Here is a 20958-nt window from a genome sequence, read left to right as displayed (position 1 = left end):
ACCCACGGTCAACCCACCCACCCCATCAGCCCCCACCCACCCAGCCCGTCCGGCGCTTGAGGACGAGCGCGGCAGCGCGATACGGGGGTCTGGGGGCGAAGCCCCCGGGAATGGGGCGGTGCGGGCGGGAAAGGTTACGCTGCGGGGCATGACCTCGGAGGTTCCTGCACGCGCGTATCGGCGGCTCAGTGTCGAAGAGCGGCGGAGCCAATTGCTCGACGCGGCGTTGGTGTTGTTCGCGGCCCGGGCTCCGGAGGAGGTCTCCCTGGACGACGTGGCGGAGGCGGCCGGCGTCTCACGCCCACTGGTGTACCGGTACTTCCCCGGCGGCAAGCAGCAGTTGTACGAGGCCGCGCTGAGATCCGCCGCGGAAGAGCTGGAGCACTGTTTCGCCGAACCCCCGGAGGGCCCGCTCACCCAGCGGCTCTCCAACGCCCTGGACCGCTATCTCGCCTTCGTGGACGAGCACGACGCGGGATTCAGCGCGCTGCTGCAGGGCGGAAGCGTCGTCGAGACGTCACGGACCACGGCCATCGTGGACGGCGTGCGACGGGCCGCCGCCGAGCACATCCTGGTTCATCTGGAGGTCGAGAAGCCGGGACCCCGGCTGCGGATGACCGTCCGGATGTGGATCACGGCGGTCGAGGCCGCCTCCCTGATCTGGCTGGATGAGGAGAAGGAACCGCCGCTGGACGAGCTGCGGGACTGGCTCGTCGAGCAGTTCGTCGCGTGTCTGGTGGCGACAGCGGGGCGCGACGCCCAGACGGCCGGTGCCGTACGGGCCGCGCTCGCGATGGAGCCCGCGGACGGTCCGATGGGCACGTTCGCGCAGGCGGTAGTGCCCGTGGTGAGCGACGCGGCACACCTGCTGTGACACTGGCTGCGTGAAGAGCGAAGACACCCCCTTCGAAGGCGGCCCCCTGGACGGCCGGGTGCTGCCGGTCCTGCTCGGTCCGACCGGACACCCGCCGAAGGTGTACCGGGTTCCGGTCCCGGACAACGCCGGTGGCCCGCCGACCGTGCTCGTCTACCGGCGCGTGCAGTCGGGGACCAGCAGGCGGCTCGCGCTCCATCAGGGGTGGAAGTACGAGTACGACCCCACGGACACGAGCGGCGGCAGGCTCCGGTGGCCGTGGTCCAAGCCGGCCATCAAGCCAGACGCCACGCCGGACGGCAAGTCGGACGACACCGACGAGTGACCTGGTTGGGCCGGATCGCCCACGCTCGCCGCGCGGGGCTCGCGCGCGCGTCTGACGCTCGTGGTGCGGAGGAGCGGAAGGGCCGCGCCCCGCACCGGAGGTGATGACGTGTCAGGAAGGCTTCTGCGGCTGGTCTGTACGGCGGCGATCGCGGCCGGCGCCGTCCTCGCACCCGGGCCTGCGGCGGCGGTGCCCGAGCCCGGTGAGAGTCCGGTGGCCGAGCCCGGCGGGAGCTTGGCACCGGGTTCCGTACCGGAAGGCGAGCCGTCCGTCGCCGAGTTGCTGACCGACCTCCAGCGGCTGTACCGGGAGGCCGAGGAGGCGACCGAGACGTACAACGCGACCGAGGAGAAGCTGAAGCGGCAGCGGACCGAGGTTGCCAGGCTCAACGGTCGCCTGTCGGCGGCCCGGCTCTCGCTCCAGGGCAGTCGCGGCGCCGCCGGACGGCTCGCCCGGCAGCAGTACCAGGGCACGAGCGAGATCTCCTCGTACGTACGGCTGCTGCTCGCCCGCGATCCTCAGCACGCGCTCGACCAGGGCCAGGTGATCCGGCAGGTCTCGCTGGAGCGCGCCGGAACGGTCGACCGGCTGGTGGTGGACGAGCGGAGGACCGACGGGCTGGCCCGGGAGGCCCGGCGCGCGCTCGACGAGCAACTCACCCTCGCCGAACGGCAGAAGAAGGACCGCGACCTCGTGGGGAAGCGGCTGAAGGACGTCGAGGAGCTGCTCGTCTCACTGAGCGCCGAACAGCTCGCCCGGGTGGCCGAGTTGGAGAAGTCGGGCGTGGCCGAGGCGCAGGACGAGCTCGTGTCCTCGGGTGCGCTGAGCAGTGCGCGGCCGCCCTCCCGTGAAGGGGACCGGGCGCTGCGCCATGCCGTGGACCAGATCGGCAAGCCGTACGAGTGGGGCGCCGAGGGGCCGGACACGTACGACTGCTCCGGTCTCACCTCGGAGGCCTGGGGCAGCGCGGGCCGCGCCATCCCCCGTACCAGCCAGGAGCAGTGGGCCCAACTGCCTCGCGTGGAGCTGAGCGAGCTGCGTCCGGGGGACCTGGTCGTCTACTTCCCCGAGGCCACCCATGTCGCCATGTATCTGGGCGACGGCATGGTCGTCCAGGCTCCGAGACCGGGGGCGACGGTCAAGGTGTCCCCCATCGCCGCCAATCCCGTACTGGGTGCCGTACGACCGGACCCAGGCGGAGAGCCGCTGCAGACCTACACCCCGCCAGAGTTCCCCGAGGGCGCGACGGACGGTTCCGACGAGGGCTACAGCACCCCTTCCAGCGCCCCGGAAGGGGCGCGGGGAACTGCGCGATCAGCCACGACCGGCCCGCACCCGAGGTAAGAGCTCAGGAGAGCGGCCAGTTGCGCAGGGCGGCGTCGGCCATCTCCTGGAGTTCGTCGCGGCCCACACCGCTCGCGGCCTGCACGGCGATGCCGTACCCCAGGGCGGTGAGGTAGCGGGCCAGTAGCCCCGGGTCCGTCTCCGGAGGCAGGTCCCCGTCGTCGACGGCTCGCTGGAACCGCTCTCGGACAAGGGAGTAGCCGTTGTCGCGCCAGGCGACGAGCAGGTCACGGACCTCCCGCCCGGCGTCGCTGACGGTCAGGGCGCCCTGGACGCCCAGGCAGCCGTTGGGATGGGCCGGGCGGGTGGTGGTCCGAACGGTGCCGGCCAGGATCGCGGTGGCCACGCCCAGGGCGGTCGGCTCCTCCAGGGCCCGGGGCAGGTAGGCGCTCGGGCCTTCGGTGTAGCGCTCCAGGGCCTTGCGGAACAGCGCCTCCTTGTTGCCGAAGGCCGCGTACATGCTGGTGGTGGAGATGCCCATCGCGTTCGTCAGGTGAGCCAGGCTGGCCCCTTCGTAGCCGTGCTCCCAGAAGACCAGCATGGCCCGTTCGAGGGCCTCGTCGGCGTCGAACCCTCGCGGTCGCCCGATGGGACCGCCCTGTTTGGCGCCGCTCTGTTTCGTCTCCACCCCCGCAGTCTACCTCTTCCGCATCGATCGATGCGGAAGTGCTATCGTCGACTTCTGCGGCGATCGATACAGAAGTCGGGGGAGGCTGTCCGGACATCGGCAACAGCCCACTCCGGCCACTTGATTCTGGAGGAACGGCATGACCGTCACACTGATCACCGGGGCCAACAAGGGCATCGGCTTCGAGACAGCCAGACAGCTTCTGGAGTTGGGCCACGTCGTCTACATGGGCGCGCGTGACGTCGAGCGGGGCAAGAAGGCCGCCGCGGCGCTCGGCGCACAGTTCGTGCAGCTCGACGTGACCGACGACGCGTCGGTGAGCAGCGCGCTGGCGACGATCGATGCGGCCGAGGGCCGGCTCGACGTTCTCGTGAACAACGCCGGCATCCTCGGGAGCGAAGTCGTCAACGGCCCCGAGGCGATACGGGTTTTCGACACCAACACGGTGGGAGTCGTGCGCGTCACGGAGGCGGCACTTCCTCTGCTGCGCAGATCCTCGAACCCCGTCGTGGTCAACGTCTCCAGCAGCCTCGGGTCGTTCTGGGCGGTGAACAACCCGGACCGGCCGGAGTTCAACGTGCCGTTGGCGCTCTATTCGGCATCCAAGTCGGCGACGACCATGCTCACGGTCCAGTACGCCAAGTCCCAGCCGGGCATCAAGTTCAATGCCCTTGAGCCCGGCACCACCGCCACCGACATGACCGCGGCCCTCGGAATCGGAAGGCCGGTGGATGAGAGCGCCAGGACTGTCGTGCGCCTGGCAACCCTCGACGCGGACGGTCCCACCGGAACTCTCCAGGACGAGAACGGGGAGTTGCGCTGGTAGCCGGGTCGGACCCGAGCGCGTCGAGGGCGGCGCGACGATCCCGTCAGGCGCCGGCGACCGACGCCAGGTACGCGCCCGTCTTCTCCGGGTCGTAGAAGAAGTTCTCGAAGTCCGACGGGTCGTTGAAGCCGTTCGCGAAGCGGTCGGCGACCGGGGGGAGTTGGCCCGCCGCGCCGATCAGGTTGAGGACGTGCTCCGGCGGTGCGCCGAGCATCGCGTTCGTCCACTTGGTCACGTGCTGGGCCGTCTCCCAGTACCGCTCGAAGGTGTCCCGCATCCACGTCTCGTCGAACTCCTTCTCGCCGTGCGAGAGGATCGAGTCGAGGTACGAAGCCGCGCACTTCGAGGCCGAGTTGGAGCCCTGACCGGTGATCGGGTCGTTGGCGACGACCACGTCGGCGACGCCGAGGACCAGGCCGCCGCCGGGCAGCCGGCCTATGGGGTTGCGGACCGTGGGCGTGTAGCGTCCGGCCAACGTGCCGCCGGCGTCGGTGAGTTCGACCTTGGTGGCCCGCGCGTACTCCCACGGCGTGAACCGCTCCATGAGTTCCAGGGTCAGGGAGAGGTGTTCGGCCGGGTCCTTGACGCCCTGGAAGGCGTCCAGCGGGCCGCCGGGTATGCCCTCCCAGAAGAGGATGTCCGCCCGGCCGGAGGTGGTGAAGGTGGGCATGACGAAGAGTTCACCCACGCCCGGGACGAGGTTGCAGCGGACCGCGTCGTAGTCCGGGTGCTCCGGGCGCGGGCCAAGACCGTGGACGTACGCGACGGCCAGCGCCCGCTGCGGCTCCGTGTACGGGGAGCGGGAGGCGTCGCGGCCGAACATCGAGACCAGTTCGCCCTTGCCGGCCGAGACGAGGACCAGGTCGTACGTACGGGAGAAGTAGTCGAGGTCGCCGACCGCCGCGCCGTGGATGACCAGTTGGCCGCCGCGCTGGGCGAACGTCTCCATCCAGCCGGCCATCTTGACGCGCTGGTCGACGGACTGCGCGTAGCCGTCGAGCCTGCCGACCCAGTCGATCACGCGCTGGGTCGGCCCGGGGTCGTGCGAGCCGGGGGCTGCGACCGAGACGCCGAGTCCTTCGATCTTCGGGGCCTGGGACTCCCAGAAGTTCACCTGGAGATCGCGCTCGTACTGCAACGCCGTGTGGAACATGCACTGCGTCGACATGACGCGGCCGGTACGGATCTCGTCCGCCGTGCGGTTGGACATCAGGGTGACCTCGTACCCGTTCGACTGGAGTCCGAGGGCGAGCTGGAGTCCGGACTGGCCGGCTCCGACGACGAGTATCTTCCGCATGCCTGTCCTTCTCTGCGTACGTCTGGTTCCGGGTGCGTCTTGTTCCGGTTATTCCGGGCTGACTTCGAGTGCGTGGCCGACGAGGGCCAGCAGGGTCTCGATCGCCGAGAACCTGCGGCGCGCGTCCATGATCATGACAGGTATGTGTGGCGGAATCGTGAGGGCCTCGCGTACGTCCTCCGGCTCGTACTTCTCGCTGCCGTCGAAGTGGTTGACGGCGACGACGTACGGCAGCCCGCAGCTCTCGAAGTAGTCGAGCGCCGGGAAGCAGTCCTTCAGGCGGCGCGTGTCGGCGAGGACCACCGCGCCGATCGCCCCGCGCACGAGGTCGTCCCACATGAACCAGAACCGCTGCTGCCCCGGCGTGCCGAACAGGTACAGGACCAGGTCGTCGTCGAGCGTGATGCGGCCGAAGTCCATGGCCACGGTGGTGGTCAGCTTCTCCGGGGTCGAGCTGAGGTCGTCGGTGTCCTCGCTCGCCTCGGTCATCAGCGCCTCCGTCTGGAGAGGCGTGATCTCCGAGACGGCGGTGACGAGGGTGGTCTTGCCGACGCCGAAGCCGCCGGCCACGACTATCTTCGTGGCGATCGGGGCGCGCGTACGGTCCTTCTGCCAGGCCTTCAACTCATCGTCAGGTTCTATGAGTTGGGGAGACCCGGGATATCGCGAGGCATCTGCGACGCGGGAGGCGTCAGAGACGACGGAGTCCACTCAGCACCCTTTCCAGCAGAGCGCGGTCCGGCTGTCCCGGGCCGTGACCTGTTCCGTACACACGGATCTTTCCCTGGTCCGCCAGGTCGCTGAGGAGCACCCGGACCACACCGAGCGGCATCTTCAGCAGGGCGGCAACCTCGGCCACCGTACGCATCCGGCGGCAGAGTTCGACGATGGCCCGCATCTCGGGCATCACCCGGGTGGAGAGGGAACCATTCTCCAGTTCCGGGCGCTCCGGCGAGGCTTCCAGCGCCGCCACGAACGTCTCGACGAGCAGGACGTGCCCGAAGCGCGTACGGCCGCCGGTGAGTGAGTACGGGCGTACGCGGGCGGGTTTGCGGTCGCCGCCGCGGACCGGGAGTCTGGGCGTGCCGCTCACGTCGTTCACTTGGCCGCCTCCATCGCCGTGGCCTCGATCGACTGCCGCAGCTCGCTGCGGAGTTCGGGGGTCATGACGTGCCCGGCACGGCCCACGAAGAGCGCCATGTGGTACGCGACGACGCTCATGTCGCAGTCCGGGGCACCGTGCACACCGAGCAGCGAGCCGTCGCTGATCGACATGACGAACAGGCCGCCGTCCTCCATCGCGACCATCGTCTGCTTGACGCCTCCGCCGTCCATCAGCTTGGCGGCGCCGATGGCGAGGCTGCCGATGCCGGACACGATGGTGGCCAGGTCCGCCGCCGAGCCCTTGGGACCCGTGCGCTTCTCCGTGCCGCGACGCGCCTCGGCGTTTCTCCCGGGGTCGGAGGAGAGCAGCAACAGGCCGTCGGAGGAGACCACCGCGACCGACAGGAGCCCCGGCACCTCCTCGACGAGGTTCGTCAGCAGCCAGTGCAGATTGCGGGCTTCACTGCTCAGTCCGAAGGTACTGGGCGCGATCAACTGCTTGCCTCCTCGACTGTGTCCCCCTTGGGTTCTACGGCATGTGCGGCGGGCTGCTGCAGCCCCGACGTCTGTTCGGCGATCTCCGCTTCGACGTCACGGCGGCCGTGGTTCGCGCCCCGGTGGAAGCCACCGAGCCTGCGGCGCAGGGCCTCGGCGTCCACGGACGCGTTGCGCGGCCTCGCCGCCGGGGCGGGCGCGGAGATCTTCGGGGTCCGCTTGGGCAGCCCCTTGTCGGTGACCGGCTCGTCCGGTTCCTGCGGTGCGTGCGGTGTGTGCGGTGTGTGCGATTCCTGCGGTGCCTGTGCTGTCTGCGGTTCGTACGCCGACTGCGGCTGCGGCTGGTTCGGCGCGTCCGGGACGCGCTCGTGGGCGTCCGGGCCGATTGCGTACGGGTCGGTGCTCGTCTGCGCGGGGAGCGCGATGGACGGGGTGGCGGCCTCGGGTGCACGGGCCTCGGCTTCGGCGGGCTCGGAGAGGTCCTCGGCCGGGGGTACCGGTGCCATGAGCACCATGGTCGTCTCGGGGCCGGTGGCGACGGGCTCGGAGGGCTGCTCCTCCTCGGCGCCACGCTGCGGGCTCGCGTCCGCGTCCGCGTCGGCTTCGTCGCCTGTGCCGCCTGCGTCGTCTGCGTCGTCCTCGCGTACGGGACTGTCGGCGAGGGGCGCCTCACCGGCGTCCCGCAGCGACTCCTCCGCCGCCGCGATCAGCGGGTCGCGGTCCGAACGGGCGTACAGGACATTGGAGTTGACCTCGGCGTCCGCGCCCGGGAGGGAGAGCGCGGGGGCGCCGCCCGCCGTGCGGGCGGTCGTCGCCGAGGGGACGGCGACGGCGGGCGCGGCGGCGAGCAGGGACTTGGGCAGGACGACGACCGCCGTGATGCCGCCCTGCTTCTGCTCGCGCAACTGCACGCGTACGCCGTGCCGGTGGGCGAGCCGGGCCACCACGTACAGGCCGAGCCCGAGTCCTTCACCGCTCTCCTGGTCGTACGCGTCCTCGGGGTCGAAGTCCGCTAGGCGGGCGTTGAGCTGGGTGAGCCGGTCGCCGGTCATGCCGATGCCCTCGTCCTGGACGGAGAGCATGACCTCGCCGCTCTCCAGGAGCCAGCCGGAGACCTCGACGGGCATGTCGGGCGGCGAGAACGACGAGGCGTTCTCCAGGAGTTCGGCCACCAGGTGGCTGATGTCGTCGGCGGCGAACCCGGCGAGGTGCGCGTGCGGCGGCAGCGCGGCGATCCGTACCCGCTCGTACCGCTCGATCTCGCTGACGGCGGCGCGTACGACGTCGACGAGCGGGACCGGTCCGGGGTGCTGGTGGCCGTGGTCGGCGCCCGCGAGGACCAGCAGGTTCTCCGTGTGGCGGCGCGTGACGGTGGCGAAGTGGTCGAGCCTGAAGAGGGTGGCGAGGCGGTCGGGGTCCTGCTCGCGCTCCTCCAGGCCCTCGATGACGCCGAGTTGGCGCTCGACGAGGCCGAGGGTGCGCAGGGCGAGGTTGACGAAGGTGCCGTGGATGCTGCCGCGGACCTGCTCCAAGTGGGCGACGGCGTCGGCGAGTTCGGAGCGGAGCCGGTCTCGCTCGTCGGCCATCCTCTGGCGCTTGTCGATGAGGTGCTTGCGGTCGTCCTCCAGGGCCGCCAGTCGCTCGTGGGCCGCGAGGGCGTGCGCGTGGAGCGTGTTGACGGAGCGTACGACCTGGGCGAACTCGTCGTTGCGGCCGGTGAACTTGACCGGTTCCTGGGTGGCCGGTTCGGCGGCGAGTCGCGCCGAGCCGAGGCGCAGGACGGCCAGCGGGCGGGTGAGCGAGCGGGCCATGCCCGTGGCGACACCGACGGCGAGCAGCATCAGGGCGCCGAGGATCGCGATCCGGATCTCCAGCGCGGTGACGTCGTCGTCCCTCAACTGGGCGAGTTCCTTGGCCCGTTGGGTGTTGAGGGAGGCCTCGACGCCGCGCATCTGCTCGACGCGGGCGGAGAGCGCGGCGTCCAGCTTCTTGGTGTCGGTGTCGAGTTGGGAGCTGGAGAGGGTGGGCCGGGACGCCAGGCTCGCGAGGTACTTGTCGGCGGTGTTGACCTCGGCACCGGTCACCGTGGAGTCGTACGAGGTGCGGTCGGTCTTCGGCGCGGTCTCGCGGAAGCCGGTGATCGCCGCCTGCTCACGGACGTTGGACTGCATGGCGGCTGCCGTGAGCGCGTTGCGCTGCCTGGTGTCCGCGGCGGTCGACGTGGTGCTCGTCGTGGGCAGGCCCGTGATCGGGTCGGTGTCGGTCCGCGTGGAGGTGGGGACGTTCAGGGCCGCGAGGAGGAGGCCTCGGGTCGCGGCGGCCTGCTGGACCCCGGTGTCGAGGTCGGCGAGGGCGTGCGCGCCGGCGCCCGCGCGGGGCGGGAGCTGCTCGGCCAGTTCCTCGGCGAGGCCGTGGAGTTCGGTGAGGGCGGCGGAGTACGCCTGATGCGCTTCGAGGGCGGTGTTCTTTCCGGTGAGGGCCGCTCGGCGCACGGTGGCGATGTTGTCGAGGGTCTCGCGGAACGCCGCGGGGGCGTCGGCCTCGACGGCTTCCGCGCGGAGTTCGTCGACCTGCCGGTCGACGCGGGCGCTGCGGCGCTCGGAGGGGCCCTTGCCGTCGGGGCGGCCGGCCGCGATGTAGGAGGTGACCTCGTCGCGCTCGTCGGAGAGCGAGTGGGCGAGGGCCAGCGCGTCCTGGGTGCGTCCGGCGAGCGTCACCAGGTTCTGCGAGTCGTTCAGCTCGCTCGACGCGGCGATCACGGACGGGGCGCCGGCTCCGGCGATCGCGGCGGCCACGACGGCGACGGCGATGATCAGCCGACTGCGTACGTGCGCGGGGCGACCGCGGCCCGCGGGGTCCGGGATGTTCTGTGCGGTCGGCGAGTTCGGCGTGTGCCCGGAGGCTTCACCCGAGGCCGACTGCCTGCCTTTGCGCCGAGGCCGCATTTTCTGCACCGGTGCTCGCATTCTTGACTCGTGTCCCCATGGGCCCGGGTGACGATCCGTCAACTCGCGTGTCGTCCCGGTACGGCTCCCGACCCTCCCAGTGCCGGTGGGCAGTGGTCGTGCATCGCCTGACCCGCCACACGAAGGAGTGAACATCCCCGAGGAGCGGACCGGCAAGTTCCCGTGGCGCGTGCGACACCCTTGCGCGGCGGGCCGGTTGGACGTCCACAGCGACCGGTGGCAAGATGCGCTGCCACGCTCCAGCGGAGTCGGTGATTCCACCTCAAAACAGGCGCCTGACCTGCCTGTCGGAGGCGATTCGAGGACGGTTGCCAGCCTTTGGCGAAGCTTGTGGAGGCCTCGTGCAGACTGGCTGAATGCGCTCGGAACTGATCTCGGTCCCCGGTGACCCTGCCCGCCCCGACGAGGACTACGCATCACTCGGACTTCCCGCCTCCGGACAGGGCGGTTCGCTCGTCGTCCTGGACGGTGTGACGCCGCCGGGCACCGATTACGCCTGTCTGCATTCCGTCCCTTGGTTCACGGCCCGGCTCGGCGGATCCCTGCACGAACTGTCCGTTTCACGGCGAGATCTGACGCTGCCTGAGGTGCTCGCGCAGGCCATCCTGCGTACCGCCGACGCCCATCGAGCCACCTGTGACCTTTCTCACCCACGCACCCCACAGGCAACCGTCGTACTCGCCCGCTGGTCCCCCGAATCCGTCGAGTACCTGGTCCTCTCGGACTCGGCCCTCCTCGTGGAATCCCCCGTCGGCGAGGTCACCCCGCTCCTCGACGACCGCCTCTCCCGAGTCCCCCGCGCCACCCTGACCTCCCACATCGCCACGGACGCCACCCTCCGCAACAAGGAGGGCGGCTTCTTCACCGCAGCGGCGGACCCCTCGGTCGCGGCCCGAGCGGTGACGGGCACCCTCCCCCGCTCCGGCGTCCGAGCCCTGGCCGCCCTCACGGACGGCGCGACCCGCTGGACGGACAGGTTCCACGAGGGCGACTGGACGGACTTGTTCGCCCTGGTCCGCAAGGAGGGCGGCCAGTCCCTGATCGACCGCGTACGAGCACTGGAACTGGCGGACACGGAGCGCACATTCCTGCGCCGCTCAAAACGGCACGACGACGCGACGGTGGCGTACGTGGAGTTGTAGGCCGACCGGCGGTGGGGCCGCGCGGGGTGCCGGTCAATCGGCGTTGGTCTACGCGGGGGGCCGGCCGATCGGCGTTGGTCTACGCGGGGGGCCGGCCGATCGGCAGTGGTCTGCGGGGGGGGGCCGGTCAACCGGCAGTGGTCTGCGGGGGGCCGGTCAACCGGCAGTGGTCTGCGCGAGGTTGTGAGCCGATCGGGGCTGCCCCTTCAGGCTCGCGACCCCCAGGGCATGCCCCTTTAGGGGCGCGGCGACCAGGGCGTGCCCCTTTAGGGGCGCGGGGAACTGCGCGACCAGCCACAACCGGCCGGCAGCCGACGAACACACCCGGGAGGGAACCCGCTCAGCCCTCAACCCCCCGGTTCAGCCGATGCAACAACCGAGCCAGCTCAGCCACTTCCTTCCGGTCCCAGCTGGCAAGCTCCCGCACATACCGCGCCCGCCGAGCATCCCGCACGGCCCGAAACCGCACCCGCCCCTCCTCCGTGAGATGAACGAGCCAGGCCCGCCCATCCGCAGGATCCGGCTCGCGGGCGACGACGCCCATCTCCTCCAGCGCCCGCAGCTGCCGCGACATCGTGGCCTTGCCGACACCGATGTACGCGGCCAGCTCCGTGGCCCGCTGCCGCCCGAGTTCCTCCAGCCGTACGAGCAGGCCGTACGCGGAGGACTCCAGGTCGGGATGGACCTCCCGGACCATCTCGCCGGAGGAGGCGCGGGCACGCCGAAGCAGGACGGTCAGCTCGCGTTCCAGCGCCAGGAACTCCTGGTCCACCCCGCCCTGGTCCACACCACTCGCCGGGGCACCGGATTCCGTCCGGTGCCCCTCGCCGTTTCCGCCCTCGTGCACGTCAGCACCCATGACCCGGTTTCCCGATCGTGAAAGTTTCCGCCAAAGACCGCCATTGCCGCAGCTGGGCCAGTATTTCGCAGGAATAGACCAACGGCAGCCTCCGGCCCCTCTTTCCGCCCGGTCGCCGCGGCGCGTAGCGTCGCTGAGAGGCACTCGATGGCATGCCCACGCCACTACCCACATCGAGCACTCTTCGAGCCCGCGCCTCGAAGCACGTTCCCGCACTTCCCGCACGTTCCCGCACCTTCAAGCAGGTTCCCGCACCTTCGAGCACGCCGAGCCTTCGGAGGCACGCAATGCCCGTGCACAGATCCCGATTACTGCTCGCAGCCCTCTTCTCCCTCGCCTCCCTCCTCCTCACCCTCCCGCTCCCGCTCCCGGCCCAGGCGGCCGACGTACCGCCCCGGGGCTCCGCCCACATGGGAATGGGCGTCATCCCGCACGACGGCCAGGGCGGTCTGCCGACCCCCGGTGACGCCACGCAGACGGAGGGCGTGGACGTCAGCAGCCACCAGGGCAACGTCGCCTGGTCGACCCTGTGGACCAGCGGGGTCAAGTGGGCCTACGTCAAGGCCACCGAGGGGACGTACTACACGAACCCCTACTTCGCCCAGCAGTACAACGGCTCGTACAACGTCGGCATGATCCGTGGCGCGTACCACTTCGCGACCCCCGACACGACGGGCGGTGCCGCCCAGGCCAACTACTTCGTCGACCACGGCGGCGGCTGGTCCAAGGACGGCAGGACGCTGCCGGGCGCCCTCGACATCGAGTGGAACCCGTACGGCGCGGCCTGCTTCGGCAAGACGCAGAGCGCGATGGTCACCTGGATCCGCGACTTCCTGAACCAGTACAAGGCCCGCACCGGCCGCGACGCCGTCATCTACACGGCCACCAGCTGGTGGACCCAGTGCACCGGCAACTACGCCGGCTTCGCCTCCGCCAACCCGCTCTGGATCGCGCGCTACGCCTCGGCGGTGGGCACACTCCCGGCGGGCTGGAGCTACTACACGATGTGGCAGTACACGTCGTCCGGCCCGACGGTCGGCGACCACAACAAGTTCAACGGGGCTCTGGACAGGGTCGTGGCCCTGGCCAACGGCTGACCCGCGCACAGCCATGACCGCGTAGGTACGCGGAAGGCCCGAGCCCCTCATAAAGAGGGACCCGGGCCTTGCGTTACCGGTGGACGTCCGTCACGCCGCCACCGGAACCTCCGTCGCCGCGCCGTTCGTCGCCGGGGCGAGGGCCAGTTCGAGGACCTGGCGGACGTCCGTGACAGCGTGGACGTCGAGCTTCTCCAGGACCTCGGCCGGGACGTCGTCCAGGTCGGCCTCGTTGCGCTTCGGGATGATCACGGTCGTGACCCCGGCCCGGTGCGCGGCGAGCAGCTTCTGCTTCACGCCGCCGATCGGGAGCACCCGGCCGGTGAGCGAGACCTCACCCGTCATGGCCACGTCCGTACGGACCAGCCGGCCCGACAGGAGCGAGGCGAGGGCCGTCGTCATGGTGACGCCGGCGCTCGGGCCATCCTTGGGGACCGCGCCGGCCGGGAAGTGGATGTGCGCACCCCGGTCCTTCAGGTCGCCCACGGGCAGTTCGAGTTCGGCTCCGTGGCTCCGCAGGAAGGAGAGCGCGATCTGCGCCGACTCCTTCATGACGTCACCGAGCTGACCGGTGAGGGTCAGACCCGACGCGCCCGTCTCCGGGTCGGCCAGCGACGCCTCGACGAAGAGGACGTCACCGCCCGCGCCCGTGACCGCGAGGCCCGTCGCCACTCCGGGCACCGCGGTGCGGCGCTCGGCCGGGTCCGTGGCGGACTCGGGCACATGGTGCGGCCGTCCGATCAGCGCGCGCAGATCGTCGGCGCCGACCGTGAACGGCAGCTCCCGCTCACCGAGTTCGTGCTGCGCCGCGACCTTGCGGAGCAGCCGTGCGACGGACCGCTCCAGGTTGCGTACGCCCGCCTCCCGCGTGTACTCGCCGGCCAGCTTGCGCAACGCGCTCTCGTCCAGGGTGACTTCGGCCTTCTCCAGACCGGCCCGCTCCAGCTGGCGCGGCAGCAGGTGGTCCCGGGCGATGACGACCTTCTCGTCCTCGGTGTAGCCGTCGAGGCGCACCAGCTCCATACGGTCGAGCAGTGCCTCCGGAATGGCTTCGAGCACGTTGGCCGTGGCGAGGAACACCACGTCGCTCAGGTCGAGTTCGACCTCCAGGTAGTGGTCGCGGAAGGTGTGGTTCTGTGCCGGGTCGAGGACTTCGAGCAGGGCCGCGGCCGGGTCGCCGCGGAAGTCGGAGCCCACCTTGTCGATCTCGTCCAGCAGGACCACCGGGTTCATGGACCCGGCCTCCTTGATGGCCCGTACGACACGGCCGGGCAGCGCGCCGACGTACGTACGCCGGTGACCGCGGATCTCCGCCTCGTCCCGTACGCCGCCCAGGGCGACCCGGACGAACTTGCGGCCCATGGCGTGCGCGACGGACTCGCCGAGGCTGGTCTTGCCGACGCCGGGAGGCCCGACGAGCGCGAGCACGGCACCGCCGCGGCGGCCGCCGACGACACCCAGGCCCCGGTCGTTGCGCCGCTTGCGCACGGCCAGGTACTCGGTGATCCGCTCCTTCACGTCCTCCAGACCGGAGTGCTCGGCGTCCAGGACGGCCTTGGCGCCCTGGATGTCGTACTCGTCCTCCGTCCGCTCGTTCCACGGCAGTTCGAGCACCGTGTCGAGCCAGGTGCGGATCCAGGAGCCCTCGGGCGACTGGTCGCTGGAGCGCTCCAGCTTCTCGACCTCCTTGAGCGCGGCCTCGCGGACCTTCTCGGGGAGGTCGGCGGCCTCGACGCGGGTCCGGTAGTCGTCGGACTCCTCGCCCTCCGCCTCGCCGTTCAGCTCGCGCAGCTCCTTGCGGACGGCCTCCAGCTGGCGCCGCAGCAGGAACTCGCGCTGCTGCTTGTCCACGCCTTCCTGTACGTCCTTGGCGATGGACTCGGCGACATCCTGCTCGGCGAGGTGCTCGCGCAGCTGCTCGGTGGCGAGCTTCAGCCGGGCCACCGGGTCGGCGGTCTCAAGGAGCTCGACCTTCTGGGCGGTCGTGAGGAACGGCGAGTAGCCGGAGTTGTCGGCGAGCGTGGACACGTCGTCGATGGCCTGGACGCGGTCCACGACCTGCCAGGCGGCACGCTTCTTCAGCCAGTTGGTGGCCAGCGCCTTGTACTCCTTGACCAGCTCGGTCACGGCGCCGGGCAGCGGGTCGGGCACGGTCTCCTCGACCTGGACGCCCTCCACCCACAGAGCGGCTCCGGGGCCGGTCGTGCCGGCGCCCACGCGCACCCGGCCGCGCCCGCGGATCAGGGCGCCGGGGTCACCGTCGGCGAGGCGTCCGACCTGCTCGACCGTGCCGAGCACCCCCGTGTTCGCGTACGTCCCGTCGATCCGTGGAACAAGCAGCACCCTCGGCTTGCTTCCTCCACTGGACCGCGCGGCAGCCTGTGCGGCCTCCACCGCGGCCCGTACATCCGTGTCGTTGAGGTCCAGGGGCACCACCATTCCGGGCAGCACGACCTCGTCGTCGAGCGGCAGCACGGGCAGGGTGAGCGGAACGGACGTCAAAGCCATGATCTCCCCTTCGGCAGTCAAGTTGAGCTATGCCGACTCAATGCATGTGAGCCTCCAATTGTTCCCCGGACGCTGTTCGCTGTGAGCGATCGCGTCGCCGAAGGCCGGTGAACGTCTCGCCCGGCCGGTGCGTCACAGGTGCAGCGTCGGATTCCTTGTCCGTTCCAGTCGTCTGCCTCGGGGGCATCATGCGGACCGCTCGGCTGCGTAGGTTTCTCGTCGTCACAGGCCTGTTCGTCACCGCGGCCGTCGGGGTCGCCTCCTGCGGAGACAAGTACGGCGATGCCGGTACACATGACCCGGCCCGTACCGCGGAACGCGCGCGTCAGGTCTCCGACGCCTGGGAGGGCTCGGAGGCCGCACGCGTGTGGCGTGAGGGCTACTTCCCGCTCGGGGACCCGGTCCAGCTGCCCGAGGGGGCCTTCCACAGCGACGCCGACAAGCAGGCGTACCAACGTCAGAACTTCGAGATCCGCGGCTCCCTCCCCGGCGCCCCGGCGAAGAAGGGGGAGGTCCGCTGGCGCGACGGCGGCTCGCTGGCCGTTCCGGTCGTCTCCGCGCGGGCGGCGTACGAGAAGGTCGGCGGGGGTTCCGGTGCGGCCGGACCGGGGCCCCGGCTCACCGTGACCGGTGCGCGGCTCGGGGAGATGACGATCCGCACCAGCCGGGGCACGGCGACGGTCCCCGCCTGGCACTTCACGATCAAGGGCTACGACACTCCGCTCAAGCGCGTCGCGGTCGTCGCCTCGAAGCTTCCCAGGCCCCCGGTCAAGCCCCTGCCGGACCTGACGGAGGACCTGTGGGAGCTCGCCGGGCTGGACACGGTGTCGCGGGACGGCCGGACCGTCGTCCTGCGCGCCCACCACGGGTCCTGCGACGACGGCCCCGGCGTCGACGTGCTGGAGAGCGGGGACAACGTGGTGTTCTCCGCCTGGATCCGCAACCCCTCCGACGGTCTCTGCACAAAGGCGCTGCGCGCGAGGAAGGTGACGGTGAAGCTGGACCGGCCGGTCGGCGCCCGCATGCTCCTCGACGCGTTCACGGGCAGGCCCGTGCCTTACGAAGGGTCTCCGTGGTCCCGGTCGTCGTCCTGGAGCTGACCCGGCGAGCTGACCCGGCGCAGCAGCGGCCAGGTGGCCACCCCGATGGCCAGCGCCATGGTGTGCCCCCAGTTCGTCATCGGATCCGTGAACGCGATCAGGTCGCCGAGGACCATCCAGCCGAACACCGCGAGCACGGTCCAGCGCAGCCAGGGCCTCAGCAGCCCGGCCAGCGCTCCGACGCTCGTGGCGACGCCGAAGCTGATGCCGTAGTCGTAGCGGTGGAGCGAGCTCTCGGGGAGATGCCCGGCGAGGACGGAGAGACCGACGGGTATCTCGGTGGCCAGCGTCGCCAGACCGTGTCCCAGCAGGAAGACGCCCGCCGTACGCCACCCGCCGATCCGCCGCTCCAACGCGGTGAGCACCAGCAGAAAGGCGATCACGTACGCCGAGGTGAGGCCGCCCGCGATCCACAGCGCGCTGGCGACCAGCACACGCACCGGTGACTGCGCCAGATGCGCCACATCGGTACTGGACGCCTGGAGCACCCGGTCCACCAGGCCGGGGTCCGCGTACTCGGCGATGAGAGAGGTCACCGCGAGGACGACCGCGTACCCGAAGGTGAAGGGGGTTCCGGTGGGCGTGGGGAACAGCCGCCAGGGCCGGACGCGGCGGAGGCGGGCGAGCAGACGCCGGAGCCGGGCGCTCCCGGCAGTGGCGGGCGCGCGCTCGACAGCCGCGGGCACTCTCTCGGCGACGGCGACGTGCACGCCCTCGGCAGAGACGGTAGAGACGGTCAGGGGCCGCTGTCGCGGGATGCCGTCGAGCCCGGCGGCGGGAACGGCGTCCCGATCGGCGGTGGAGTCGGTGGAGGCAGCGGGGCCGGAGGGTGCAGAGGGAGCGGAGGACGCAGCGGGGTTCGTCGTCTCCGCGCCGCTCGTCACAGGCCTTTTCACCGTGGAGGCTCCTTCCGTCACCCCCACACTCAGCTTCGCACGAGCGGGCTGTCTGTGACGGGGACCACGGAAGGGCCGATTCACAGCCGTCTCTCACGGTTGGGCGCGGCCCCGGCGGAATTCTGCGGCCCGGCGGAATTCAGCTGCTCGTGCTGGGGGAACTTGCCAGGATGGCCGCATGACCACCTCGCACGAGACCCCGTACGACACCTCCCGCGACGCTTCCCATGACGCTTCCTACGGCGCTCCCGAAGTCATCGACCGTCGCGAGGGGCCGTACGGAGAGGTCGTGCTCCGCCGCCACGGCGGGCTGCTGCAGATCATCGCCAACGGCTGTTTCCTCATGGACACCTCCGACGGACGCTCGGAGAGACGGCTGGTCGAGGCCGCGCTCGGCGCGCTGGACGGGCGGCCGGGGCCCGACGTCCTGATCGGCGGCCTGGGCGTCGGCTTCTCGCTCGCACACGCGGCCGACGAGCCCCGCTGGGGCCGGATCGCCGTCGTCGAACGGGAACGGGCCATCATCGACTGGCACCGGTCCGGGCCGCTCGCCGGGCTGTCGTCGCGGGCGCTCGCGGATCCGCGCACGGAGATCATCGAGGCGGATCTCGTCGCATACGTCAATGAGACGTCCGACACGTACGACGCGCTGTGCCTCGACATCGACAACGGACCCGAGTGGACCGTCACGGAGGGCAACGGAAACCTCTACTCGGCGGCCGGACTCGCCGCGTGCGCAAGGGTGTTGAGGCCCGGCGGGGTACTGGCCGTGTGGTCGGCCCAGCCCTCGTCTGATTTCGCAAGAACCTTGGGGAATGCCGGGTTCCGACAGATGCGTACCGAAGAGATCCCGGTTGCCCGGGGCGTTCCGGACGTCGTCCATCTCGCGATCGGGCCTGGATAGCCGAGCGGCGGTCACTGCCCGTACCCTGCTGACCTGACGCCGATCATTCAAGCGTCAAGCGCAGTCATGGAATCACCCCACTGGTTCCGGAAAGCACACTCAGGGGCGGGCGATGGAGCAGACACACACCTCCCAGAACGGCACGGCGGCCACGCCGGGCGCTCAGCGCCGGGTGCTGGTGATCGAGGACGATCCGACGATCGTGGACGCCATCGCCGCCCGCCTGCGTGCCGAGGGGTTCCTCGTGCAAACGGCGGGTGACGGGCCGGCCGCCGTCGACACGGCGGAGGCATGGCAGCCCGACCTGCTGATCCTCGACATCATGCTGCCGGGCTTCGACGGCCTGGAGGTCTGCCGCCGGGTACAGGCGGCCCGTCCGGTGCCGGTACTGATGCTCACCGCGCGCGACGACGAGACGGACATGCTGGTCGGGCTCGGCGTGGGCGCCGACGACTACATGACGAAGCCGTTCTCGATGCGCGAGCTGGCCGCGCGCGTGCACGTACTGCTACGACGCGTGGAGCGCGCCGCGCTGGCCGCGTCGACGCCGCGCTCGGGCATCCTGCGGCTCGGCGAGCTGGAGATCGACCACGCGCAGCGCAGGGTCCGGGTGCGCTCCGAGGACGTGCATCTCACGCCCACGGAGTTCGACCTGCTGGTCTGCCTCGCGAACACGCCGCGCGCGGTGCTCTCGCGCGAGCAGCTGCTGGCCGAGGTGTGGGACTGGGCCGACGCGTCCGGCACCCGCACCGTGGACAGCCACATCAAGGCGCTGCGCCGGAAGATCGGCGCCGAGCGCATCCGTACGGTTCATGGCGTGGGCTACGCGCTGGAGACCCCGACGCCCTAGAGTCGGGCACCCTGGTTGAGGGGGCGGAAGTGATGAGCGGTATCGGTGCGTGGCGCAGGAGCGTGCTGGCGGGCGCGGGATCCCGTTCGCTTTTCGGCAGGCGCCCGGGCCCGGGCAGGCGCTCGGACGCGAGGTCGCATACCGGCTCGGACGCGGGACCGCTCGCCGACCCGGGTACGGGTGCGTTCGTCGGCCCCGGTTCGGATTCACCGCCCCATGCCGGTCCTGGTAGCGGTATCAGTGCCGGTACCGGTTCGGGCTCGGTGTCCGGACTGAGTCCGGCGCCCGATTCGAGTGCGGCGCCCGGAGCGGCGTCGGCTCCCGGGGCGGCCCCCGCCTCCTCGGCGACGACGGCAGCCGGTACCGCCTCCGCGGTGGGATCGGCGACGAACACCTGGGGCGAGATGCGTCCCTTCTCGATCAAGACCAAGCTCGGCACGCTGGTCGTCGTCTCGGTCTTCATCACCACCGGCCTGCTGATGATCGCGGTGCGCACCGAGACGGAGCTGCGCTTCATCACGGTCTTCTCGGTGATCGCGACCCTGCTGATCACCCAGTTCGTGGCGCACTCGCTGACATCCCCGCTGGACGAGATGAACACCGTGGCGCGGGGTATCTCGCACGGCGACTACACCCGCCGGGTCAGGGGCGCCGACCGCCGCGACGAGCTGGGCGACCTGGCCCAGACGATCAACCGTATGGCCGACGACCTGGAGGCCCAGGAGCGCCAGCGCAAGGAACTCGTGGCGAACGTCTCCCACGAGCTGCGCACCCCCATCGCCGGTCTGCGCGCGGTCCTGGAGAACGTGGTGGACGGCGTGTCGGCAGCCGACCCCGAGACGATGCGTACGGCCCTGAAGCAGACGGAGCGGCTGGGGCGGCTCGTGGAGACGCTCCTCGACCTCTCCCGCCTGGACAACGGCGTCGTACCGCTGCGCAAGCGGCGCTTCGAGGTGTGGCCGTACCTGTCCGGCGTACTGAAGGAGGCCAACATGGTGGCCTCGGCGCGCGCGGGCATCGCTTCCGGCTCCGGCAGTCACACGCGTACGGACGTCCATCTGCACCTGGACGTCTCGCCGCCCGAGCTGACCGCGCACGCGGACCCGGAGCGGATACACCAGGTCGTCGCCAACCTCATCGACAACGCGGTCAAGCACAGCCCGCCGCACGGCCGCGTCACGGTGCGGGCCCGGCGCGGCGAGGGACACGAGTCGCTGGACCTGGAAGTCCTGGACGAGGGTCCGGGCATCCCGCGCTCGGAGTGGCACCGGGTCTTCGAGCGGTTCAACCGCGGCGGCGTGGTCGCCCCGCACGGTCCCGGCAGCGACGGCGGTACGGGCCTGGGGCTCGCGATCGCCCGCTGGGCGGTGGATCTGCACGGCGGCCGGATCGGTGTGGCCGAATCCCCGCGTGGCTGCCGGATCCAGGTCACCCTTCCGGGAGTGCCTTCCCTTGACAGATTGACGTAGGGTTCAAAACCAGAGCCCAAGATCCATGAGTGAATCGTGTGATCGGGCAGCAGGACACGTGTCATCGCGCGGTCCTCGTACGGAGGCTCGGCCTTTCGGGGTCGCAGTCCTGACCCGACGTGTCGGTTCCGCATCGGAACCTCGCTTGTTTCCCGCCATTTCCACCACCGAAACACGCTTTTCGATGTGACTTACGCGACGATGACCAGGCCCGGCCTGACCTACGCGGTCCGGGAGGCGTAGCCTTTATTCCCGCTGTCCATCACCTTGTGAA

Annotated in this window: 19 protein-coding genes; 10 read left to right on the top strand and 9 right to left on the bottom strand. The window is 70.6% G+C overall.

Translation table 11 applies throughout. The annotated features are described in order from the left end of the window. Positions 1 to 148: 148 nt before the first annotated feature. From ACIBEI_RS13840 to ACIBEI_RS13830, 3 genes are all read left to right on the top strand, one after another. Positions 149 to 874 carry a TetR/AcrR family transcriptional regulator gene (locus ACIBEI_RS13840; protein ID WP_398888290.1) on the top strand — a complete coding sequence of 242 codons (726 nt, stop codon included), beginning with the start codon at positions 149 to 151 and terminating at the stop codon, positions 872 to 874. A gap of 10 nt (positions 875 to 884) precedes the next feature. After that, positions 885 to 1199: a hypothetical protein gene (locus tag ACIBEI_RS13835; RefSeq protein ID WP_398888288.1), complete on the top strand. Its 315-nt coding sequence runs from the start codon at positions 885 to 887 to the stop codon at positions 1197 to 1199. A gap of 108 nt (positions 1200 to 1307) precedes the next feature. Next, positions 1308 to 2543, top strand: coding sequence for an NlpC/P60 family protein (locus ACIBEI_RS13830; protein ID WP_398888286.1), 1236 nt, complete (start codon positions 1308 to 1310; stop codon positions 2541 to 2543). A gap of 4 nt (positions 2544 to 2547) precedes the next feature. Here the strand turns inward: ACIBEI_RS13830 and ACIBEI_RS13825 are convergent, their stop codons facing one another. Continuing rightward, positions 2548 to 3171 (bottom strand): TetR/AcrR family transcriptional regulator, encoded by a 624-nt coding sequence (locus ACIBEI_RS13825; RefSeq protein ID WP_398888284.1) that lies wholly within the window; start codon positions 3169 to 3171, stop codon positions 2548 to 2550. A 139-nt stretch (positions 3172 to 3310) separates the two neighbouring features. On the opposite strand from ACIBEI_RS13825, the gene ACIBEI_RS13820 reads away from it, so the two are divergent. Further along, the gene (locus tag ACIBEI_RS13820; RefSeq protein ID WP_398888282.1) at positions 3311 to 3997 is read left to right on the top strand and encodes an SDR family NAD(P)-dependent oxidoreductase; all 687 of its coding nucleotides are present in this window, start codon (positions 3311 to 3313) and stop codon (positions 3995 to 3997) included. Between the two features lie 43 nt (positions 3998 to 4040). On the opposite strand, the gene ACIBEI_RS13815 is transcribed toward ACIBEI_RS13820, so the two are convergent. The 5 genes from ACIBEI_RS13815 to ACIBEI_RS13795 are packed head-to-tail and all read right to left on the bottom strand — an operon-like array spanning position 4041 to position 9859. After that, the gene (locus ACIBEI_RS13815; RefSeq protein ID WP_398888280.1) at positions 4041 to 5294 is read right to left on the bottom strand and encodes a styrene monooxygenase/indole monooxygenase family protein; all 1254 of its coding nucleotides are present in this window, start codon (positions 5292 to 5294) and stop codon (positions 4041 to 4043) included. Positions 5295 to 5342: 48 nt separating this feature from the next. Continuing rightward, entirely contained in the window at positions 5343 to 6005 is a 663-nt protein-coding gene (locus ACIBEI_RS13810; RefSeq protein ID WP_398888278.1) for a GTP-binding protein, read from the bottom strand. Further along, positions 5986 to 6387 (bottom strand): DUF742 domain-containing protein, encoded by a 402-nt coding sequence (locus ACIBEI_RS13805; protein WP_189838446.1) that lies wholly within the window; start codon positions 6385 to 6387, stop codon positions 5986 to 5988. The genes ACIBEI_RS13810 and ACIBEI_RS13805 overlap by 20 nt, the downstream gene beginning before the upstream one ends. Positions 6388 to 6392: 5 nt before the next feature. After that, positions 6393 to 6893 (bottom strand): roadblock/LC7 domain-containing protein, encoded by a 501-nt coding sequence (locus ACIBEI_RS13800; protein WP_398888276.1) that lies wholly within the window; start codon positions 6891 to 6893, stop codon positions 6393 to 6395. Next, positions 6890 to 9859, bottom strand: a complete 2970-nt coding sequence (locus tag ACIBEI_RS13795) for a nitrate- and nitrite sensing domain-containing protein (RefSeq protein WP_398888274.1) — start codon at positions 9857 to 9859, stop codon at positions 6890 to 6892. The genes ACIBEI_RS13800 and ACIBEI_RS13795 overlap by 4 nt, the downstream gene beginning before the upstream one ends. Positions 9860 to 10215: 356 nt before the next feature. Between ACIBEI_RS13795 and ACIBEI_RS13790 the strand changes: the two genes are divergently transcribed. Continuing rightward, complete coding sequence (locus ACIBEI_RS13790; RefSeq protein WP_398888272.1) at positions 10216 to 11001, top strand: protein phosphatase 2C domain-containing protein; 786 nt, start codon at positions 10216 to 10218, stop codon at positions 10999 to 11001. 340 nt (positions 11002 to 11341) lie between these two features. On the opposite strand, the gene ACIBEI_RS13785 is transcribed toward ACIBEI_RS13790, so the two are convergent. Then, on the bottom strand, positions 11342 to 11848 hold the full coding sequence (locus ACIBEI_RS13785) for a MarR family winged helix-turn-helix transcriptional regulator (protein ID WP_383949366.1): 507 nt from the start codon (positions 11846 to 11848) through the stop codon (positions 11342 to 11344). 299 nt (positions 11849 to 12147) lie between these two features. On the opposite strand from ACIBEI_RS13785, the gene ACIBEI_RS13780 reads away from it, so the two are divergent. Further along, positions 12148 to 12957, top strand: coding sequence for a lysozyme (locus ACIBEI_RS13780; protein ID WP_398888269.1), 810 nt, complete (start codon positions 12148 to 12150; stop codon positions 12955 to 12957). 90 nt (positions 12958 to 13047) lie between these two features. Here ACIBEI_RS13780 and lon read toward each other — a convergent pair whose 3' ends face one another. After that, the gene (gene lon / locus ACIBEI_RS13775) at positions 13048 to 15465 is read right to left on the bottom strand and encodes an endopeptidase La (protein WP_398888267.1); all 2418 of its coding nucleotides are present in this window, start codon (positions 15463 to 15465) and stop codon (positions 13048 to 13050) included. Positions 15466 to 15620: 155 nt separating this feature from the next. Here lon and ACIBEI_RS13770 point away from each other — a divergent pair, with 155 nt between their 5' ends. Beyond that, on the top strand, positions 15621 to 16565 hold the full coding sequence (locus ACIBEI_RS13770; protein ID WP_398888265.1) for a hypothetical protein: 945 nt from the start codon (positions 15621 to 15623) through the stop codon (positions 16563 to 16565). Here ACIBEI_RS13770 and ACIBEI_RS13765 read toward each other — a convergent pair. Continuing rightward, positions 16523 to 17461, bottom strand: a complete 939-nt coding sequence (locus ACIBEI_RS13765; RefSeq protein WP_398888263.1) for a rhomboid-like protein — start codon at positions 17459 to 17461, stop codon at positions 16523 to 16525. The genes ACIBEI_RS13770 and ACIBEI_RS13765 overlap by 43 nt on opposite strands. 178 nt (positions 17462 to 17639) lie before the next feature. On the opposite strand from ACIBEI_RS13765, the gene ACIBEI_RS13760 reads away from it, so the two are divergent. The 3 genes from ACIBEI_RS13760 to ACIBEI_RS13750 all read left to right on the top strand — a co-directional run bounded on the left by ACIBEI_RS13760 (position 17640) and on the right by ACIBEI_RS13750 (position 20684). Beyond that, complete coding sequence (locus tag ACIBEI_RS13760; protein ID WP_398888261.1) at positions 17640 to 18365, top strand: spermidine synthase; 726 nt, start codon at positions 17640 to 17642, stop codon at positions 18363 to 18365. Between the two features lie 112 nt (positions 18366 to 18477). Next, complete coding sequence (locus ACIBEI_RS13755) at positions 18478 to 19215, top strand: response regulator transcription factor (protein WP_055617694.1); 738 nt, start codon at positions 18478 to 18480, stop codon at positions 19213 to 19215. A 404-nt stretch (positions 19216 to 19619) separates the two neighbouring features. Then, positions 19620 to 20684, top strand: coding sequence for an ATP-binding protein (locus ACIBEI_RS13750; RefSeq protein WP_398888346.1), 1065 nt, complete (start codon positions 19620 to 19622; stop codon positions 20682 to 20684). The last annotated feature ends 274 nt before the right edge of the window (positions 20685 to 20958 follow it).

Origin of the sequence: Streptomyces sp. NPDC050988 (genome assembly GCF_044456225.1) — a bacterium.
GTDB lineage: Bacteria > Actinomycetota > Actinomycetes > Streptomycetales > Streptomycetaceae > Streptomyces.
The sequence above is the reverse complement of the archived record's forward strand: the minus strand, read 5'-3'. Positions and strand labels throughout refer to the sequence as shown.

Coding starts and splice junctions, on each gene's coding strand:
- ACIBEI_RS13840 (WP_398888290.1), top strand. CDS start 149: ATGACCTCGGAGGTTCCTGCACGCGCGTATCGGCGGCTCAGTGTCGAA.
- ACIBEI_RS13820 (WP_398888282.1), top strand. CDS start 3,311: ATGACCGTCACACTGATCACCGGGGCCAACAAGGGCATCGGCTTCGAG.
- ACIBEI_RS13815 (WP_398888280.1), bottom strand. CDS start 5,294: ATGCGGAAGATACTCGTCGTCGGAGCCGGCCAGTCCGGACTCCAGCTC.
- ACIBEI_RS13795 (WP_398888274.1), bottom strand. CDS start 9,859: ATGCGAGCACCGGTGCAGAAAATGCGGCCTCGGCGCAAAGGCAGGCAG.
- ACIBEI_RS13790 (WP_398888272.1), top strand. CDS start 10,216: ATGCGCTCGGAACTGATCTCGGTCCCCGGTGACCCTGCCCGCCCCGAC.
- ACIBEI_RS13780 (WP_398888269.1), top strand. CDS start 12,148: ATGCCCGTGCACAGATCCCGATTACTGCTCGCAGCCCTCTTCTCCCTC.
- lon (WP_398888267.1), bottom strand. CDS start 15,465: ATGGCTTTGACGTCCGTTCCGCTCACCCTGCCCGTGCTGCCGCTCGAC.
- ACIBEI_RS13760 (WP_398888261.1), top strand. CDS start 17,640: ATGACCACCTCGCACGAGACCCCGTACGACACCTCCCGCGACGCTTCC.
- ACIBEI_RS13755 (WP_055617694.1), top strand. CDS start 18,478: ATGGAGCAGACACACACCTCCCAGAACGGCACGGCGGCCACGCCGGGC.
- ACIBEI_RS13750 (WP_398888346.1), top strand. CDS start 19,620: ATGCGTCCCTTCTCGATCAAGACCAAGCTCGGCACGCTGGTCGTCGTC.